This window comes from Bacillus cereus group sp. Bc010 (genome assembly GCF_027716745.1).
Taxonomy (GTDB): Bacteria; Bacillota; Bacilli; order Bacillales; family Bacillaceae_G; genus Bacillus_A; species Bacillus_A pacificus.
The window spans coordinates 25125-42358 of sequence record NZ_JAQFUY010000028.1 but is presented as its reverse complement, the minus strand read 5'-3'; the positions used below and the strand labels follow the sequence as shown (position 1 = coordinate 42358).

The window sequence follows — 17234 nt, the reverse complement described above, 5'->3', positions numbered from 1 at the left end:
CGGAGGAAGGAATCACATTATGTACAAGCACACTTTATGTTTTATAAAAAGAAATGAAGAGATACTTATGTTAAATAGAGAATATGATCCGGTAAAAGGATTATGGAATGGTGTAGGAGGAAAGATAGAAAAGGGCGAAACACCTTTAGAAAATGCGATTCGTGAAATAAAGGAAGAGACTAATATAAAAGTTACGTATGACCAAATTCAATTTAAAGGCATTATTAAGTGGAAAGATTCTTCATATTCTGGTGGTATGTATCTTTATTTAATAGAGCTAATGAATGAATTTACATATCAAACTCCAAAAAAAGTATCAGAAGGAATTTTAGATTGGAAAGAGATTTCTTGGATTCTTAGTGACTATAATTACGGCGTAGGAGAGATGATACCTAAATTTTTAGTTGAAGTGCTCTACAATAAATTCATATTAGAGCACAATTTTGTTTTATCTAATCATAAATTAATAGATTATAGGAATGAAAAATTGGCTAAACAGGAAAGTTCTATAAATAATATAATTCAATTGTAAAAAGCAGGAATTGTAATCTACAATACACAGCAAAATAATTATAACTCAAATAATTCGAAGAGTAGCTAAGGAGAAAATTCAAATGGGGATGAGTGTAATGAAGAAAATGAAATGCCCAGTGTACCAAAAAACTAAAAAGCAGATAAAAAATTTTAGACAGGAGATTCAATATGTGGAAAACAAATATTGTCAAAACTACTAGAGGCAATTTTGAGTATTTTATGAAGGGAGAAGGTCCGCCTTTATGCGTTACACATATGTATAGCGAGTATAACGATAATGGAAATACTTTTGCAAACCCATTTACTGACCATTATAGCGTATATTTAGTTAACTTAAAGGGGTGTGGCAATTCAGATTCAGCAAAAAATGATTCTGAATATAGTATGACCGAAACGATTAAAGATTTAGAAGCGATTCGAGAAGCTTTATATATTAATAAATGGGGGGTTGCTGGTCATTCGACAGGAGGGATGTTAGCTCTTGTATATGCGACTGAAGCACAAGAAAGTTTAACGAAAATAATTGTTGGTGGCGCAGCGGCGAGCAAGGAATATGCATCTCATAAAGATAGTATATACTGTAGTAAAAATGTAAAATTTAATAGAATCGTATCAATTATGAATGCATTAAATGATGATAGTACAGTACAAGAAGAAAGAAAAGCATTAAGTAGAGAGTGGGCACTTATGTCTTTTTATTCTGAAGAAAAGCTTGAAGAGGCATTAAAACTGCCGAATAGCGGAAAGACAGTTGGCAATCGGCTAAATTATTTTAGACAAGTTGAATATAAAGATTATGATGTTCGTCAGAAACTTAAATTCGTAAAAATCCCAAGTTTTATATACTGTGGTAAGCATGATGCACAATGTCCCTACATATTTTCTCGTGAAATAGCAAATTTGATCCCGAACGCAACATTAACTAAATTTGAAGAAAGTAATCATAATCCATTCGTTGAAGAAATAGACAAGTTTAATCAGTTTGTCAACGATACATTATAATCAATAAGTAAAAAGCGAATCTTTTATATAAGACAGATTCGCTTTTTATTATAATTAGACTTTTTGCCACCAAGCATACCTAGGATAGTCTGTAGATTTTAACGTAATAGATTCGCCAATTTGAGGTGTTGTAATTTTAACTCCTAAACGGTTAGCTTCTTTCGTAACACGTTCTATCGGGTCACTCCATTCGTGTAATGCTAATGTAAAAGCACCCCAATGAATCGGAAGAAGTAATTCTCCTTTTACATCAATATGAGCTTGTACTGTTTCTTCAGGCAACATATGAATAGCAGACCACCTTGGATCATATTGCCCGCATTCCATTAACGTAAGAATGGACCGTATTTATTACCAATCTCCTTAAAGTGAGGCGCATAACCGCTATCGCCACTAAAGAAAACTTTAGTTTCTTGACCAAGGATAGCCCATGAACACCATAACGAACAATCTCTATCTGTCATACCTCGTCCAGAGAAATGCCTTGCAGGGGCACATACTAACTTAATAGTATCAAGCATAATTTCATCCCACCAATTATGCTCACTAATTTTACTAGGTGAAACACCCCATTTAATTAAATATTGCGCAACTCCAGTTGGAACATAGAAATGCTTTACACGATCTTTTAATTGCATAATACTTTTATAATTTAAATGATCATAGTGATTATGAGAAATGATAATTGCATCAATTTCTTGCAGTTCTTCACGTTCTAAAGAAAAAGAACCACTATAACGTTTACTATTAAACACTGGAAACGGGGAAGAGGCATCTCCAAACATCGGGTCTAATAACAATGTTTTACCTTCTATTTTTAAAAGAGAAGCAGAATGGCCAAACCATGTAATACTCTCTAAAGACTTATTGTTTTTATCTGATAAAACAATAGGTAAATTCTTTATAGGACGCAACTTTGTTTTCATTTTAAAGTAATCAGTCATTAAACCTATAATATCTTTCGGTTTAAAACTTACATCAGTATGAATTTGATTTACATATTTCTTTTTCATTCGTTCTCCTTTTTACGTTTAACAATATACGTATGTTGTTATTGTAGTTATTTGTAGTGTAAACTATATCATTTTATCTTTCATCTTAAATAAAGTACATTTCATAAATTCGTCAAATTCATTAATCATATATATAAAATGAGTGTTATTTAGCGGCAGATAAAATCAATATTAAGTAAATGTAAATTGTTTTAATTTAGTAAATTCATTCTTAAAAGCAACAAAGAACATACGTTTCGTTGTATGTTAAAGAAGAAAATATATCTCTAATTAGTAAAAGAAAGGAGAGGATGTAAGTGCAAATAGAGAGAAAAAAGAAATCAAAATGTAAACTATCAAAATCTGAAATAACTCAGCTATATACAGAAGGGAAGAGTACCTCAGAAATAGCTACGCTTGCCAATGTGTCCGCTAGGTATATTCGTATGGTTTTAACAGACAATAACGTTCCAAGGCGTGCTATAGGGAGTTGGAAGAGGAAATATGACATATCAGAAGATTATTTTAAAACGTGGTCAAATAATATGGCTTATATATTAGGATTTATAGCAGCAGATGGTGTCATACAAAAAGATAATCAATGTGTTAGTGTATCACAAAAAGAAAGTTATATTTTAGAAGATATAAAACAAGAACTAAACACAAAACAGCCACTGTATCAAAATAAAAAAACAGGCGTATATATGCTAAACATTAATAGTAAAACAATAAAAGACGACCTTATGAATATACATGGAATCATGCCATGTAAATCATTAAATATCAAATTCCCTTTCGTGCCTGAAGAATATTTACATCACTTTGTTCGTGGGTATTTTGATGTGGATGGTCATGTTAACTCTCATAAATACTTTGTTAGCTTTGTTGGAGGATCATATAATTTTATGAATTCTTTTAAAGATATCCTTGAGAATAATAAATTCCAATTAAGTTTTGTTGACAAAGAAAAACAATATCGTATTTACCTAAGTGGTAAAAATAATGTTAATAAATTTTCACAGTGGATTTATAAAGATAAAGATTTGCATTTAAAGCGTAAATACAATATTTTTCAAGAAAAGAATAATTGTAATGATGATTGAATAATTCACAAACAAGTTCAATTATAAAATTAAAATTCACGGTGAATTATTAATTGAAATCAAAGTAATTGTTAAAGCAAACAAATTATAAATATAGTTTAGCCAATTTCAAAACAACTTGTTTAATTATTAAATTTAAACAAGTTGTTTTTTATTATGTTTTATTAATGATTATTTACAAGAGTATAAATTTACACTAATCCGGCATCAAAGAACTATTCACTAATAAATAAGGAAAAGGGAAGTATACCAAACCGAACTAATATATAATAAGTTTATTACTTTTTACTAGTAGACATAATATATATTATAGGCAGTTACAGAAACAAAGCAATATCAGGTATCAAAAACCAAGTAAACTATACTTAATGAGACGAAACAGAGATTTTTAGTGAGATTTACATAAAATCTTATTTAAACAGATTTCTACAGTTTTTACCGTTTATTTTGCTATACAATCAATCGCAGCAACTCTGAATCAATAATTGATTCAGATTAAACGAATTAAAATCATTTTTGATCAGCGAGAAATTTTTATACAGAAAAATCATTTCTAAACAAAACATAAATTAATAATTATATTTTATGTTTTACTGTATGAATTTATTGCTGTTTACACACGTTTTATAACTTCACATTATTTATTGTTATTTCTGTTATTTACACTTGACTTTTGTTATACCCATTTTTCGTATTCTAGTTAACATAACGTTTATTTTTAACATAAAAAAATCTCCCTTACCTTCAGGAAGATTTTTTAACTTGCTAGTATTTCATTTATATATTTTTAATAACAATCCCAATTGTAAATAACGTTGGAAAAATCTAGATTTAACAAGTCTTCTTTTTTTATAAAGAAATTTGCAACACCAGAATCTCCCCACATAATATTTAATGAATCATCTGTATCGATTTGCAGTAATAGGATGTCATGCTGTTGGTATTTTTCTTCCCATTCTCTCGGATCTGTCTGTGTGAAAAATGGATATCCACCAATTTTATGTCCTTGATCTTTACATAAATCATCATACAGTTCGCTTAATTCTGTATTATTTTCTTCATCAACAATTTCTTCCCAGTCAATATCTTCACTAAAAATCTTTTCGAATCGATAATCCCCTGACGTTACGGGTTGATAATCCAATTCAAACTTTAATTTCGCTGCTTCAGGTATAATAAAGTCCTCTAATTCTAAAGTGTTTAAATAACTAAAATCAGTAATAACCTTATTTAAGTCTTCTATAATTGTAGAATGATAAATAATTCGAAAGTCTTTTTGAGTTGTTGGCTGATCAAAATCTGCTCCGTAAAGCTCATCAGCAGCACTTACGAAAAACTGTAACATTCCCTCTTGAGGCATATATTCAACATGCGGCATTTCTTCAAAGTTTAGCTGAGCAAGTAACATCATAGGTTGTCCATTTGAATCTTTAGGGTGCTCTTGATCTATAGGTAAATACGGATATCCACCAAACTTACTCTCAAAAAGCGTTGTCTCTGCTAATGTTCCAGACACTTTAATATACGGTTTTACACTTTCTTCTAAAATAGTACGATACTGCTCTAGTTCTTTCGAATTTGAAGTTGATACGTATTCTTCATTACATTTGCCTCCCTTTCATAATGAATTAAAAATGCCTTACTTAATTATATAGCAAGAGATAGCTTCATGAAAAATTGTTAAAAGTCCGTTTTCACCCTCGTTTTTTGCGCACTTGGTGGACAAAGTAAATTATGTTCTAAAACCTTTTTATTAATAGTTCGAATTAAATTCGCTGCTTCTGCAGTATTTGTATTTTCTTTTAGCTTTTCTTTTAAATCATCAATTTCTTTTGAAAGCTCAATCCACCTTGGTAAAACATGATTATTCTTTAACGTTCTATACAGTTGCTTTTCAGGATTGTACGAAAGGTCTTTATCTAGATTTAGAGGTTTCCCTTTACCAGGCATATTATCAAAAGACCCTTTCTTTTCTGCTTCTTTAATGATAGAACTAATATGATCCTCATATGTATAGGACCAAACTTTCTCATCTTTTACTAAAATCTCTTGCTTTTTTAGTTTCTTATCTAGTTCTTCTTGATTCATAGATTCTCTCTCCTTTTTATTTTATAGTGTGTTTTTTGTAAGTTTTAAAGCTTTCAACCCGTCAAACAAATTTTCTCGCCACCAAATACCGTCATGTCCGCCTTGGAACTCTTCATAAGTGGTTTGGTATCTATTTTCTTTTAAAGCTTTATATAGGCGCCTATTGGCCGTTAAAAGAGGTTCGTTTTCAAGTTCACCTACTGCTATGTAAGAATAGAGATGAGTCGTATTAGAATCTATTGATGAAATTTGATTTTCAATCCAAGGAATTTGATTTTCATAACCATCTTTTTTCCAATGTACAGATCCAGACATTGACAACACATTCCCGAAAATATGCGGATTTTGAAGTGCTGCATAAAAAGCTGCTAGGCCACCAAGACTGAAACCTGCAATTGTTGTATGTTTCGCTTCTTTATGCACACGATACTTAGCCTGAATCCACAGAAGTAATTCCTTCGTTAAAAATGCGTTCATTTTATCGTTATAAGTTAGCTCTTCTAATCGATCAACAGGATCTATAGCAACAGCAATACAAGATGGGATTTCTTTTTTGTAAATTAAATAATTAAGTGTTTTTGCGATTGAAAGGTTATTAATGAATGACTTCCCATCAAATACAATGAGAAGTTCTTGAAGATGTGAAGTGTGAGAATAATCATGAGGCGTATAAATATGAATTTTACGTGTGTTATTTAAAATCGTACTATGAAATGAATATGTTTCAATTTTTCCGGATGGATAATGGTTTGAAGGAAAACGACTGCTATACTGCACTTCCTATATTAAAGCAGTCGTAAATTATGTGTTTTATGTGTTTAGAGACGTTATTTATTAGAAAAATGATCAATTGCCTGAATAGAAAGTTCCAACGCTTTTATTCTTCTTGTTAAAAGTGTTCTTTGCGGACTACCGGCTTTAGACTTATCATAGGCTCTCTCAATTGATGGAAGTAAACCAGCAAGGACGTTACGAGCGTCTGCTAACTTTTCTTGGCTATACTGATGACTTTCTTGATTCCAAACGTTTTCTAGCACTACTAACCCTATGCAAACAGCTTTAAGTCGTTTTTTCACTAATGTAGTATTTGCACCTTTTTGAGTCATCTGAGAGAGTGCATTTTCAAGTTTACGGATTGTTGACTGTAAAGACTGTATTGATTCTACTTTATCTACATTTGATACGTTTTCCATTTTAAACCTGTCCCTTCTTCATTTCTAAATTAGTTTTCCTGATATTTGATAATACCATTAAGAAACGAATTTTACTCGAAATATTTGAGTTGGACATGAATTGAAAGGAAAACAGCTAACAAACTTCTATCTCCTCCCTCGCACATATTCTATATGTACTTCTTTTTTCTCGTTAAAATACCTACATGGACAAGTTGTAAATATTGTATATTTTATGAACAAAAAACGTACAAGCAGCATGACTTGTACGTTTAAATTTTTATTCAGTAAGATAATAAAGTAATAGCTTCCGGGTCTTTTCATAATTCATGAAATCTCTATATAAAATGGGATACTTCATAATCTCTGTTTCTAGAAAACAATATTGTGGAAACCACTCAAAAAAAGATTTCTTTAACCACTTGATTTGCTGAAACGTAATGTTCTGTTCATTTAGTACAGAATTTAAAGTTGCTGCTGTATGCATCCAATAATGATTAAAATCAGCGTTTATACAGTCATCTTCGGTAAATTTACTCTTTAAAGTTCGCTGCAATTTTGCTGTAGCACGGTAAGGAAACGGCTTGCGCAATGGACTATGCATGTTCTGCAATTCCTTAAAAATAATTTGTTTTCCTAACTTCAACTTTTCACCCCTTTATTTTTCTATCCAATTTAATAAGTTTTCATAATGATATTGAGCATCTGTATACCCAAGATTATATAAATTAACGAGTTTTTCTTTATTTCTCTCTATACCGCTTATAGGAAGTTGTACACTTGGTTGAATGACATAAAAGTTGTCTTTTTGTTTTCTTTGATTCATATAAGATATCGTCTCATTATAAAAACGATAATGTTCTACTAAAGATTGTGCGATATTCGGATATTTCCTATATAAAATTTTAGCCAGCCCTGAAAATTTATTTCGTTGCTTCTCATATCCTTCTGGCTTTGTCATAATTACAACATTCTTTTCATAACCATCAGTTTGAGCTTTTAAAACTGGTATAGGATCTATAATTCCTCCATCTAGTAATTTTCGATTATCATATTCTACAGCAGGCGCTATAAACGGCACTGAGCTAGATGCACGAATGATTTTTAAAATATCATTTCCGTGTTCTGCTTTATTATAATAAATAGCTTGTCCTGATTCGCAATCAGTCGTTCCTATAACAAACTGTTCATTTGAGTTTAAGAAAGTTTGAAAATCAAATGGTACAATTTTATTAGGTACTTCATCAAATAAAAAATCCATTCCAAATAATTCACGTTTTCGAATTAAATTTCGATAAGATATATAACGATGATCTGCTACTAACTCTGTATTTACTTTCTTATTTCTCCCTTTTTGACGTGATAAATAAGTTGCTCCCATACAGGCTCCAGCGGATACGCCAACTACATAAGGGAAAAATAAGTTCTTTTCCATAAAATATTCGAGTACGCCTGCAGTATATAAACCTTTCATTCCTCCGCCTTCTAATACTAAACCGATATTCTTCATACTATATCCCTCTGCTTCTTTTTTCTTACTTACATATTAGCACAAGACTTTAAGGCAAGGTGATATAAGTGCGCTGCAACAATAACCAGAAACTACTAAAGTAATGTCATTATTTCTTAGTCAAGAGCGTGGTACAATATAAGTAACACATTACACAAATAATGGAGGAGGAATTTCCTATGGGTTTATTCAGCGGTATTTTAGGAAATGCATCAAATACGAATACAGAAAGTGTAGAACGTGATTTAGAAAAGATTATGTTAGACGATGAGAAAGTTGAACATGCTTATAAATTAATTCGCGATTTAATCGTATTCACAAATCGTCGTCTTATTTTAGTAGATAAACAAGGGATATCAGGTAAAAAAACTGAGTATCATTCTATCCCTTATAAAAGCATTACACAATTCAGCATTGAAACAGCTGGGCATTTTGATTTAGATGCTGAACTTAAAATTTGGGTATCTAGTTTGAGTACACCAATTACGAAAGAATTTAAAGGTGACGATAGTGTTTTAAGCATTCAAAAAGCGTTAGTAACATATACGACCAAATAATACTTTTTGTATGTTTATTCAATTCTAAAATTACTCACCCGAGTATTTTGGAAGAATATACATCATTTTTGTATATTTAATCTCAAATAACAGAAAAAGGTAAAGCGTATTTCAAATGCTTTACCTTTCTTTTTTGTAATAAATAAGTGTAGTTTTATCATTTAATTTCTTAGTTACTTCTGTTCTTTTATATCCCATCTTTTCGTATAGAAAACAATTTCTTTCTTCTTCTAAAATCGTAGCAAGTTCAAAGCTTCGTGCTTCTGGAAACATCTCTTCAATTAAAATAAGTACCTGCTGAGCAATTCCTTTCCCTTGATAGTTTGGATGAATGAACATTGGACTAATCCAAAATTTATATGGTATTTCTTTTTTTGAAATGCATATCGCTCCAACAAGGTTAGAATCTATTATCATTTTATAATAGTTACTGCTGGGATTATGTTACTGCTGGGATTATTTATCCTCAAAATCGTTTTTTCAATAGATTCATTTGCTGGGTTTGTTTCATAGTCTTTATATTTATTTAATAAAGGGCTAAATGAGTCTATTTGCATTTGAAATAAAACTGATGCATCACTTTCTGTTGCCTTCTCTAATGTAATCTTCACGTTACTACCAATTTAGTCGCTTTCTTAATGAAGTTATATGAGCCGTATGATGACGTCCATGCCATGCGTATAGTCCAATTGCAACAGCAAGTTTTGTTTCACCAGTCTCTGGGTGGTTAAATGTCTTTTCTAGATCTTCAAGTTCTAAAGAATATAAAAGGTTAACCCATCTTTTATGTAATGAATCTAACATTACTAGTGAAACATCTACTGGTAATTTAGAATCAGGTAATTCTGCCCACTTTTCTTCTTTATATGGTTTAATCGTTGGATTCTTTTCTGTTAGTGCTAATTTAAAGCGTATGTAACTATTCATATGGCTATCAACAACGTGATGGACTACTTGACGAACTGTCCATCCACCAACGCGGTACGGTGTGTCTAACTGTTTCTGATCTAAATCTTTAATTGCCTTCGTTAGTTCATTAGGTAAATCTTCAATTTCTTGAATCCATGTATCAATCATTTCTTCCGTTATAGGACGTTTATATGTAAATTGCCCAATTGGATAACGTAAATCATTCATGAATAAGTCCCCCTTATTATAAGCGCGAAGTATTTCTCCAAATATAATGTACAAAATTCACATGTTCTCCATTTAATACTACAGATGTTGTATCTGCTTCGTTTTGATAAGAAGAAAACCCGCTTTTTTCTAGTACAATTTGTGATGCAAGATTATTAGTAGTTGTTTTAGCATGAACCTCATTAATTTCATTATTTTTCGCTACGTCTAAAATTAATTTTACAGCTGCTGTTGCAACTCCTTTTTTAGTAAACTTTTCTCCGACTCGATAACCTAACGAACTGATTCGAGTTTCCGAATCTATATCTACTAAATTTATTCTTCCTAGAATTTCATTTTCTTCGTTACGAATTAAATAAAAATAAGATTCTCTATCCGCCTGTTCTATTAATAAATCATCTAGTAGTTTTTGGAAATATTCAAAATCAAAATATTGCGAGCCACGATTAGGTACCATTGTTTCAAAAAAAGACTTATTCGTAAGTTCAAACGTAAATAAATCTTTAGCATCGTGTTTCTTTAATTGTTCTATGTATATTTTCATCTCGATTACCCCTTCTCTATCTACTAACTGTTATATATTCTTTTTTAATCAACTATTTTCCTGCTATTTTTTTTGCTTCAGTAACACAGCAAATAGCACTTTTGGATGAAATAGGTGAAATGGGCTACGAATTAAATTCATCACCTTTACTAATCGAATATAAACGTCAGAATCAGTTGCAGATAGTTGATATATTTGTTTCGTATACCATAGCTGAAATTTTTGTTTTATCGTTAATTCTCTTTTTAGCTGAGGATGACGTGATATTTCCGTTGTTGTCATATCCCAAGGTGTTTCTATTATAGTAGCTGCCTTTTTATAAAATTGTTGTGTAAATGTTTTATCAAGTTGTTTTTTACCTTGCAGAAGTAATTGCAACTGGTGAGCTTCCATAGCGGCAACTGAAACACCTTGACCGAAAACAGGGTCGAAACGACAATGTGCATCTCCAACGACTAATAATCCTTCTGGCATATTTGTGGTGAGATCAAATCTCCGACGTACTTGATAAGGAATTTTATACGTTTTGATATCTGAAATTGCCACAGCTTTGTTAAGAAAATCTGTAACATTAGGGATTGATAAGTTTTCAGCAAAATTATAAAATTCTCCATCTGTTTGTGGTGCTTTTTCATTTGCATATCCACTGAAAGTAACAAAATAACGATTATCTTCAATCGTTTGAATAAGAACGCCATACGGATTGTCAGGGAAACTTGGAGACATTAGCGTATTACAGTAGTCTAATTTCTCATTTTCTTTAAGTTTAAACATTCTAGTTACGTAAAATAAATCAATACGCGCTTTCTCTTCTTGTACTTCAATTTCGTATTCTCGTAACCACTCTATACTTTTTGAACCAAATCCACTTGCATCAACTACAATATCTGCATGAACTTCTTCTTGTGCGTCTGTCTCTAAATATTTAACTTTTACTCCACACACTTTGTTAAGCTTTTCATCTACCAATAACCCTTTAACCAATGTTTCATATTTAATAGTAACATTTGAAATTTGATGTATTCGTTTTTGGATATTCCATTCTAGCAAAGGACGACTTTGTTGAATCATATGTACTTCTCCTATGAATGGCTGTTTCCATAAACCAAATTGATGCCATTTTAAATCACGAGTAAAGTTATGTACGACACTACCTGCTTCTATTAATTCATTCGTAATATTAGGAAACAATTCCTCAATGGCTTTTTCTCCACCTTTTAATAACACATGAGGATGATTACTTTGTGGGACTCTTTTTCTCGAGGACTTTCCATCCCATTTTTCACCGGCCTCTATAATGATTACTTCTTTAAAAGCAGTTGATAATGCTTTTGCTGCGAGCTTTCCTGCGATACTTCCGCCAATAACGATAGCCTTATTAAACATGTTTTCCCCCTTAATAAAAAGAAATCCTGTCTTATATGAATGAAACAGGATCTTAAACTCATTAACTTCTTTATCATTATAATTAAAACACATGAGTAAATTGTAATGTTAAAATTAAAATACCTAATCCCCAGACGTAATAAGCGAATACTTTTAAGGAGTGGCGTTTTAAATACTGAATCATCCACGAAACAGCTATGTAACCGAAAAACGCAGCTGATAACGTTCCAACAATTAAAGATGTACTAGAAATAGATTCTGCTTTCCCTTGAAAAACATCTACAAATTGCAAAATGATTGCTCCGACAATGGCTGGCGTTGATAATAAAAAAGAAAAGTAAGCTGCGGTTTCGCGGTCTAACTTTCTCCATAATGCAGCGACGATTGTCATACCAGAACGAGAAATTGCAGGGAAAATAGCAACCGCTTGAAATGAACCGATGATAAATGCATCTTTATATGTAATGTCGTCCATTTTTTTACGACCATTCTTTTGTTTATCTGCCATGTAGAGAAAGAACCCTGTCACTAAAAACTCCCAACCAATCGTAATACCTGTTTTTGAAATATCCTCAAAAAAGTCTTTAAATAACAATCCAATTACAACCGCAGGTATCGTCCCGACAATAAGTAATAGCATTAGTTTTGAAAATGGATTTTTGATTAAATATATAAATTCTTTTTTGTAATAAATAAACACTGCAAGTAAAGTGCCAATATGCAGCATCGTATCTAAAAACAATCCTGCTTCATCTAATTGAAACAAATGTCTTCCTAAATAAAGATGACCTGTACTACTTATCGGTAAAAACTCTGTTAAACCTTGTATAATCCCTAATATAAAAGCTTCTAACCAATTCATGATGGTCCCCTTTCTTGTTTGCTTGTACCAATATATGAAGGTTAAATTTTCGATATGAAAAAAACTATATTTCTCTATGAATTTACTTTCATTTTATGGATATATATGTAAAGAGGATTGAGGAGGGTTATTATGTGGAAGCACACAAAATTCGGCAATGTATTACTTTGGCTAGGACCGATCCTTGTGTTTGTAGGGTTATGTATGACAAATGTTATTTCTGATATTCCTTTCTTTTTGGGAAAACATGAAACGATTGGAATTGTACTTATATGTATAGGAGTATGCTGTTTTATTGTTGCGAATCATTTAAAAAAAGTAGAAAAATATGAGGACTAATTTTAAATAAAAAAACAATCCCACTCTATGTGCTAGGATTGTTTTTTTATTACTTATTTATAGAATACTTTATCAACGTTATATTTTGCTTTGTATTTATTAATGATATATGTTTCATAAATTTCTCTTTCTGTTGGATCTTCTACGATACATGCATCAATGCGGTATACTTCATCACGGTGATTTTTAATTGGTGAAACATTGTCTTCGAAATGCTTCTTAATACGTTGTCTAATTTTACGAGCTTTACCTACGAAAAGTAGTTCGTCATTAATATTGTAAAACATAAAAATGCCGCCTTTATCTCTAGGGAACAAGTGGAAATCGATAAAACCATTGATTGGCGTAATTCTTGGCTCGTCTCCTCTAATAACTTGTTTACGTTCAGTAATTGTAACATCAACTTCAGGGATACTAATTTTAATCAAGTTCATTCACGTCCTCTTTTATTATAAAGATAAATAATAGCATACATATGTAAGAAAAGCTACGTTCATAGGCATATTTCATTTTATAATTCAAATATTATAGGTGTATCGTGTAAACTCTTCTTCCAAATCATATGATCACTTGATTCTCCCCAATAATCTTTTAGTACATAACTAGGCTCTCCAAACTTCTTCGTCCATATACTTTGCGCTTTTCTGTATCCACTATCTAAACAGAATTCCGTTATTCCTCTGCTAAGTAACGTAAGAAACATTGTATGTAGTAGTAAACTCCCGATACCCTTTCTTTGATAATCCGGAAGTATAAATACAGTTCCTATTTCATACAAATCCTTAAGTACACCATTTGTACAACTAGTAATCAATGTACTTGCTGGGCCAACTTCAATTGTTCCAATGATTTTATCGTTATTTGTGTCAATTGCTAATAAAAAGTAACGTTTTTCTCCGTTACTATCAAAATCTGTTTTCAAATATTGCTTTTTCATGTTAATTTCATTTTCTATGTCATCCAATTGTTGTGATAATCCTTCGTCTTTATATGTATTCGTAATAACTATACGGAAAAACAAGTGAAGTTCCTCTAAATCATCCGAATTTGGTCTCCTAATTGCAACGTTATACATGTTTTAAATCTCCATTCTATACAATTGTTAAAACAATGCTTTATATACTCTATTCAACAATATGCTACAAAGCCCTGCATAGATCCAGCAGTATAGAAAGCTCAGTATAAATATAGATGAAATAATTTTTATATCCATAGTTGTATGAATAGTAGGACCTAGCACGGGAAAACGGAAAATATCGAGAACTATCATAATTCCTATAAGTAAACAAATCGCAGAAAAGGAAACAACCCAAATTCTCCTCTTGAATTGTATAAAGGAAAGCCCTAAAGCTATACCTAATAAACCTGTAGTAAAGGGGAAAACAATTAGTTCACTTGGCTCAATAATAAATAATAAGAGAATAGTAAGGATATAAGAAAGTACTCCCTCACGAATAGAGTAGCAAATAGCCAAAAAAATTGGTAATGTCGCAAAAGGACTAATGAATAACCCTATACCAGGAATTAAATTCCCCGCTGCTTGAAACATGGTGGCTAAAGCACTCATTAAAGCTGTAATGACTAGCTTATTTGCTAGGGACAATTTTCTTTTATGAACAAAGTTCGCATCATTCTCTATCATAAGTTGACACCAATAACGTACAAACCGATGCATCAATATACCCCCTAAAGATATCTCATTCATCACTTTCTATATTATTCATACACTAGTTGTTTATGATTTGCTTTCTGCTTATTATCAACCACAATACAATAGACGTTTATAAAGAAGACCTTTAGGGGATAAACTATAAGTGTATATCTTTTTAAGGAATAATTTCAAATATGGTACCTTTATTAAAATCAGTTACTTTCATAGAACCGTAAACTCCTAAATATAAACTAGTTTGATCCAAATTTGTTCCTAAACTCATATAATAAGCTGCTTGCGTACCAAAATCATAATTGGTTTCAATAACATGAAAGTCAGTATGTTTACCATCTATACCGGCTCTAGTATATGCTAAAACACCTTTAACTGGCGGCCGAGATTCTTCTTTCTTAGCAAGATCAGTAAATACAACGCTACCATATAGATTTGGGATTGCAGTTCCCATATATGGCTGAACGCCTGTAAGTGAAGTTCCTCCAAACTTATCTGGTCTCGGGTCTTTATGAAAATAACTAATGAGTGGCTGCATACGCTTTGCGGATAATTCTATTGTTTCATCATAATAAACCATTGTTCTCTCATCTAAAGTAGGATGATCAGCACAGTGTCGTATAAAAGAAGTAGGTAATTCTCCTTCCCATCCTCTCCAACCAAAATTAATAAATCCATCTTGATTAGAAGTGAACCTCATTACATGCATTTTAATAAGTTCGGTAACCGGAATTGGTTTATATTGAACAAATGAAAAAATAGACTCTACAATATCCTGTCCGACATTACCTGCATATTTAATATATTGATTATAAAACCTTTGGAATGAAATACCGGTTATATTACGGACGCCTTTCGCAATTACTGTAAGTGTTTCTTGTATCGATAGAGGAAGTTCATTAAAGCGTGTAACTACTGGAGGATTATTTATGAATGTATCTCTACTTACATCGATTTCAATTATTTTACCTGCTATTTCTAAATCATCTTGGCTTAAATTAAACGGATCATACCCCGACCCACCATCTCCATTTGTAAATACAAGTTTCCCCGTCTCTGGAGAAAAGTTTAAAGTATTTACTCCATTATGATTAAAAAATGGGCGTTTTATATGAAGTAATGTTCTACGTTTTTGAGGTTGCCCGTTTGACTGTAAAATCCATTCTTCAATTGTATCAATATGATCATATTGCGTATCTCTATTTAGCCATTTTAAGTTTAAAGTTTTTGGGTCACAAGGATTCGGTTTAAATTGTTCAGAAAGTGCACCGGGTCCTTGAGTTCCAGCTACTGAATAATGAAGATAAAATAAACCGTTTTGATAAAATTGTGGATGAAACGCAAGTCCAAGCAATCCCCGTTCATCATAGCCGCTACTAGAGACACCTTCTTCAGATGTACCTAATTTAATAATACGTTGACGAATATTTAAAAATGTTTTTATGACTCCATCTCCTATGTAAAAAACCTCTCCTAATTGGGTTGCGATAAATAGTCTTTCAACTGATTCACCTGGAAGTATTGCTGTTTTTATGACAGTCGGTAAATTTATGTTATGAACAATGGGTCGTAAATGAACCTTAACTTTTGTCAATTAACTTTACCCCCCTTTATATTCTTTTTAATAGAAGAGTATGATTAGAGTGATCTTATTAGTATCAAATAAGTAGCATTCCTTTTTATTACATTTTTGTATATAATGTAATTATAAATAAACTAGGGGGCTACTTATGACACTTTTACTACAAGTCATCTTACCACTTATATTTGCGCTATATTTATTTACCCTCTATCGTAATACAACTATTGGAAAAGCTGCTTTTCTTTTAGCGGTCATTATTGGGATTTTTGGATTAGAGAACATTTTTCAGCATGCTAATCTAACAGATTATGCTATTTATCCATATTGGGGCAGTTTGAAGGCTGTTGTTATTATTTTATCAGTCGTATTTCTATTTAAAAAAGGTGGTTTAACAGGGAAATATTGATTTATAATGCTGTACATATTTTATTGTTAAACTGCTTTTAATTTATAAAAAGAAATGTTTATGTAAAAACACGAAGGGATGTGTTACATATGTCTATAAATATTATTTCTATAATTTCTATAATAATATGGATTGTGTTGATTACAGAACTTATAAAACCTTCAAAAGAACAGAATGGACGAAAAATAGTAATGCTATTAACTGCTGGTTCCGCATCAACACTTATTTTGACGGTTTCATTTATTCAAAATATCCCGTTTTGGAATTGATAGTGAAATAACTAATAAAAAAATATATAAGATTAGGACCGTACATTTTAGAAATGTCTAATATGTACGGTCCTTTTGTTTACTAGTG

The 17234-nt window shown here is 31.4% G+C and carries 18 protein-coding genes and 4 pseudogenes; 7 read left to right on the top strand and 15 right to left on the bottom strand.

The features are described from left to right. The first annotated feature begins 19 nt into the window (after positions 1-19). Entirely contained in the window at positions 20-532 is a 513-nt protein-coding gene (locus PDQ68_RS22530; RefSeq protein WP_016717617.1) for an NUDIX hydrolase, read from the top strand. A 170-nt stretch (positions 533-702) separates the two neighbouring features. Next, complete coding sequence (locus PDQ68_RS22525; protein WP_016717619.1) at positions 703-1536, top strand: alpha/beta fold hydrolase; 834 nt, start codon at positions 703-705, stop codon at positions 1534-1536. A gap of 54 nt (positions 1537-1590) precedes the next feature. Here the strand turns inward: PDQ68_RS22525 and PDQ68_RS22520 are convergent. Then, positions 1591-2549, bottom strand: a pseudogene (locus tag PDQ68_RS22520) (MBL fold metallo-hydrolase). 296 nt (positions 2550-2845) lie between these two features. Between PDQ68_RS22520 and PDQ68_RS22515 the strand changes: the two are divergent. Continuing rightward, on the top strand, positions 2846-3631 hold the full coding sequence (locus PDQ68_RS22515) for an LAGLIDADG family homing endonuclease (RefSeq protein ID WP_333724091.1): 786 nt from the start codon (positions 2846-2848) through the stop codon (positions 3629-3631). Between the two features lie 787 nt (positions 3632-4418). Here PDQ68_RS22515 and PDQ68_RS22510 read toward each other — a convergent pair. From PDQ68_RS22510 to PDQ68_RS22485, 5 genes and pseudogenes are all read right to left on the bottom strand, one after another. Then, a pseudogene (locus tag PDQ68_RS22510) lies at positions 4419-5233 on the bottom strand (YwqG family protein). A 78-nt stretch (positions 5234-5311) separates the two neighbouring features. Next, positions 5312-6499: pseudogene (locus PDQ68_RS28910) on the bottom strand (DnaJ family domain-containing protein); the annotation flags it as partial. 47 nt (positions 6500-6546) lie between these two features. Then, positions 6547-6912, bottom strand: coding sequence for a hypothetical protein (locus PDQ68_RS22495; RefSeq protein ID WP_061182523.1), 366 nt, complete (start codon positions 6910-6912; stop codon positions 6547-6549). Between the two features lie 259 nt (positions 6913-7171). Continuing rightward, the gene (locus PDQ68_RS22490; RefSeq protein ID WP_016717625.1) at positions 7172-7537 is read right to left on the bottom strand and encodes a YxiJ-like family protein; all 366 of its coding nucleotides are present in this window, start codon (positions 7535-7537) and stop codon (positions 7172-7174) included. 12 nt (positions 7538-7549) lie between these two features. Further along, positions 7550-8401, bottom strand: a complete 852-nt coding sequence (locus PDQ68_RS22485; RefSeq protein WP_016717626.1) for a patatin-like phospholipase family protein — start codon at positions 8399-8401, stop codon at positions 7550-7552. A gap of 179 nt (positions 8402-8580) precedes the next feature. Between PDQ68_RS22485 and PDQ68_RS22480 the strand changes: the two genes are divergently transcribed. Then, positions 8581-8958 carry a PH domain-containing protein gene (locus PDQ68_RS22480; RefSeq protein ID WP_062822576.1) on the top strand — a complete coding sequence of 126 codons (378 nt, stop codon included), beginning with the start codon at positions 8581-8583 and terminating at the stop codon, positions 8956-8958. Between the two features lie 120 nt (positions 8959-9078). On the opposite strand, the pseudogene PDQ68_RS22475 reads toward PDQ68_RS22480, so the two are convergent. The 5 genes and pseudogenes from PDQ68_RS22475 to PDQ68_RS22455 all read right to left on the bottom strand — a co-directional run. Then, positions 9079-9569 (bottom strand): annotated as a pseudogene (locus PDQ68_RS22475) (GNAT family N-acetyltransferase); the annotation flags it as partial. 4 nt (positions 9570-9573) lie between these two features. Further along, entirely contained in the window at positions 9574-10095 is a 522-nt protein-coding gene (locus PDQ68_RS22470) for a YfiT family bacillithiol transferase (RefSeq protein WP_061182522.1), read from the bottom strand. Between the two features lie 16 nt (positions 10096-10111). Then, positions 10112-10639, bottom strand: a complete 528-nt coding sequence (locus PDQ68_RS22465) for a GNAT family N-acetyltransferase (RefSeq protein ID WP_061182521.1) — start codon at positions 10637-10639, stop codon at positions 10112-10114. 63 nt (positions 10640-10702) lie between these two features. Then, positions 10703-12025, bottom strand: coding sequence for an FAD-dependent oxidoreductase (locus PDQ68_RS22460; protein WP_061182520.1), 1323 nt, complete (start codon positions 12023-12025; stop codon positions 10703-10705). An 82-nt stretch (positions 12026-12107) separates the two neighbouring features. Then, positions 12108-12887 carry an undecaprenyl-diphosphate phosphatase gene (locus tag PDQ68_RS22455; RefSeq protein WP_061182519.1) on the bottom strand — a complete coding sequence of 260 codons (780 nt, stop codon included), beginning with the start codon at positions 12885-12887 and terminating at the stop codon, positions 12108-12110. A 132-nt stretch (positions 12888-13019) separates the two neighbouring features. On the opposite strand from PDQ68_RS22455, the gene PDQ68_RS22450 reads away from it, so the two are divergent. Continuing rightward, positions 13020-13226 carry a hypothetical protein gene (locus PDQ68_RS22450; protein WP_016717631.1) on the top strand — a complete coding sequence of 69 codons (207 nt, stop codon included), beginning with the start codon at positions 13020-13022 and terminating at the stop codon, positions 13224-13226. A 53-nt stretch (positions 13227-13279) separates the two neighbouring features. Here the strand turns inward: PDQ68_RS22450 and PDQ68_RS22445 are convergent, their stop codons facing one another. The 4 genes from PDQ68_RS22445 to PDQ68_RS22430 form a co-directional block, all read right to left on the bottom strand. Then, positions 13280-13660 carry a nucleotide excision repair endonuclease gene (locus PDQ68_RS22445; protein ID WP_016717632.1) on the bottom strand — a complete coding sequence of 127 codons (381 nt, stop codon included), beginning with the start codon at positions 13658-13660 and terminating at the stop codon, positions 13280-13282. 77 nt (positions 13661-13737) lie between these two features. Further along, positions 13738-14301, bottom strand: a complete 564-nt coding sequence (locus tag PDQ68_RS22440; protein WP_000282922.1) for a GNAT family N-acetyltransferase — start codon at positions 14299-14301, stop codon at positions 13738-13740. 27 nt (positions 14302-14328) lie between these two features. After that, complete coding sequence (locus PDQ68_RS22435) at positions 14329-14901, bottom strand: YybS family protein (protein ID WP_061182518.1); 573 nt, start codon at positions 14899-14901, stop codon at positions 14329-14331. 151 nt (positions 14902-15052) lie between these two features. Further along, the gene (locus PDQ68_RS22430; RefSeq protein WP_016717633.1) at positions 15053-16483 is read right to left on the bottom strand and encodes a PQQ-dependent sugar dehydrogenase; all 1431 of its coding nucleotides are present in this window, start codon (positions 16481-16483) and stop codon (positions 15053-15055) included. Between the two features lie 136 nt (positions 16484-16619). Between PDQ68_RS22430 and PDQ68_RS22425 the strand changes: the two genes are divergently transcribed. Further along, entirely contained in the window at positions 16620-16877 is a 258-nt protein-coding gene (locus tag PDQ68_RS22425) for a hypothetical protein (RefSeq protein ID WP_061182517.1), read from the top strand. 89 nt (positions 16878-16966) lie between these two features. Further along, a complete protein-coding gene (locus tag PDQ68_RS22420; RefSeq protein ID WP_016717634.1) occupies positions 16967-17146 on the top strand; it encodes a hypothetical protein in 180 nt (59 codons plus the stop codon). The last annotated feature ends 88 nt before the right edge of the window (positions 17147-17234 follow it).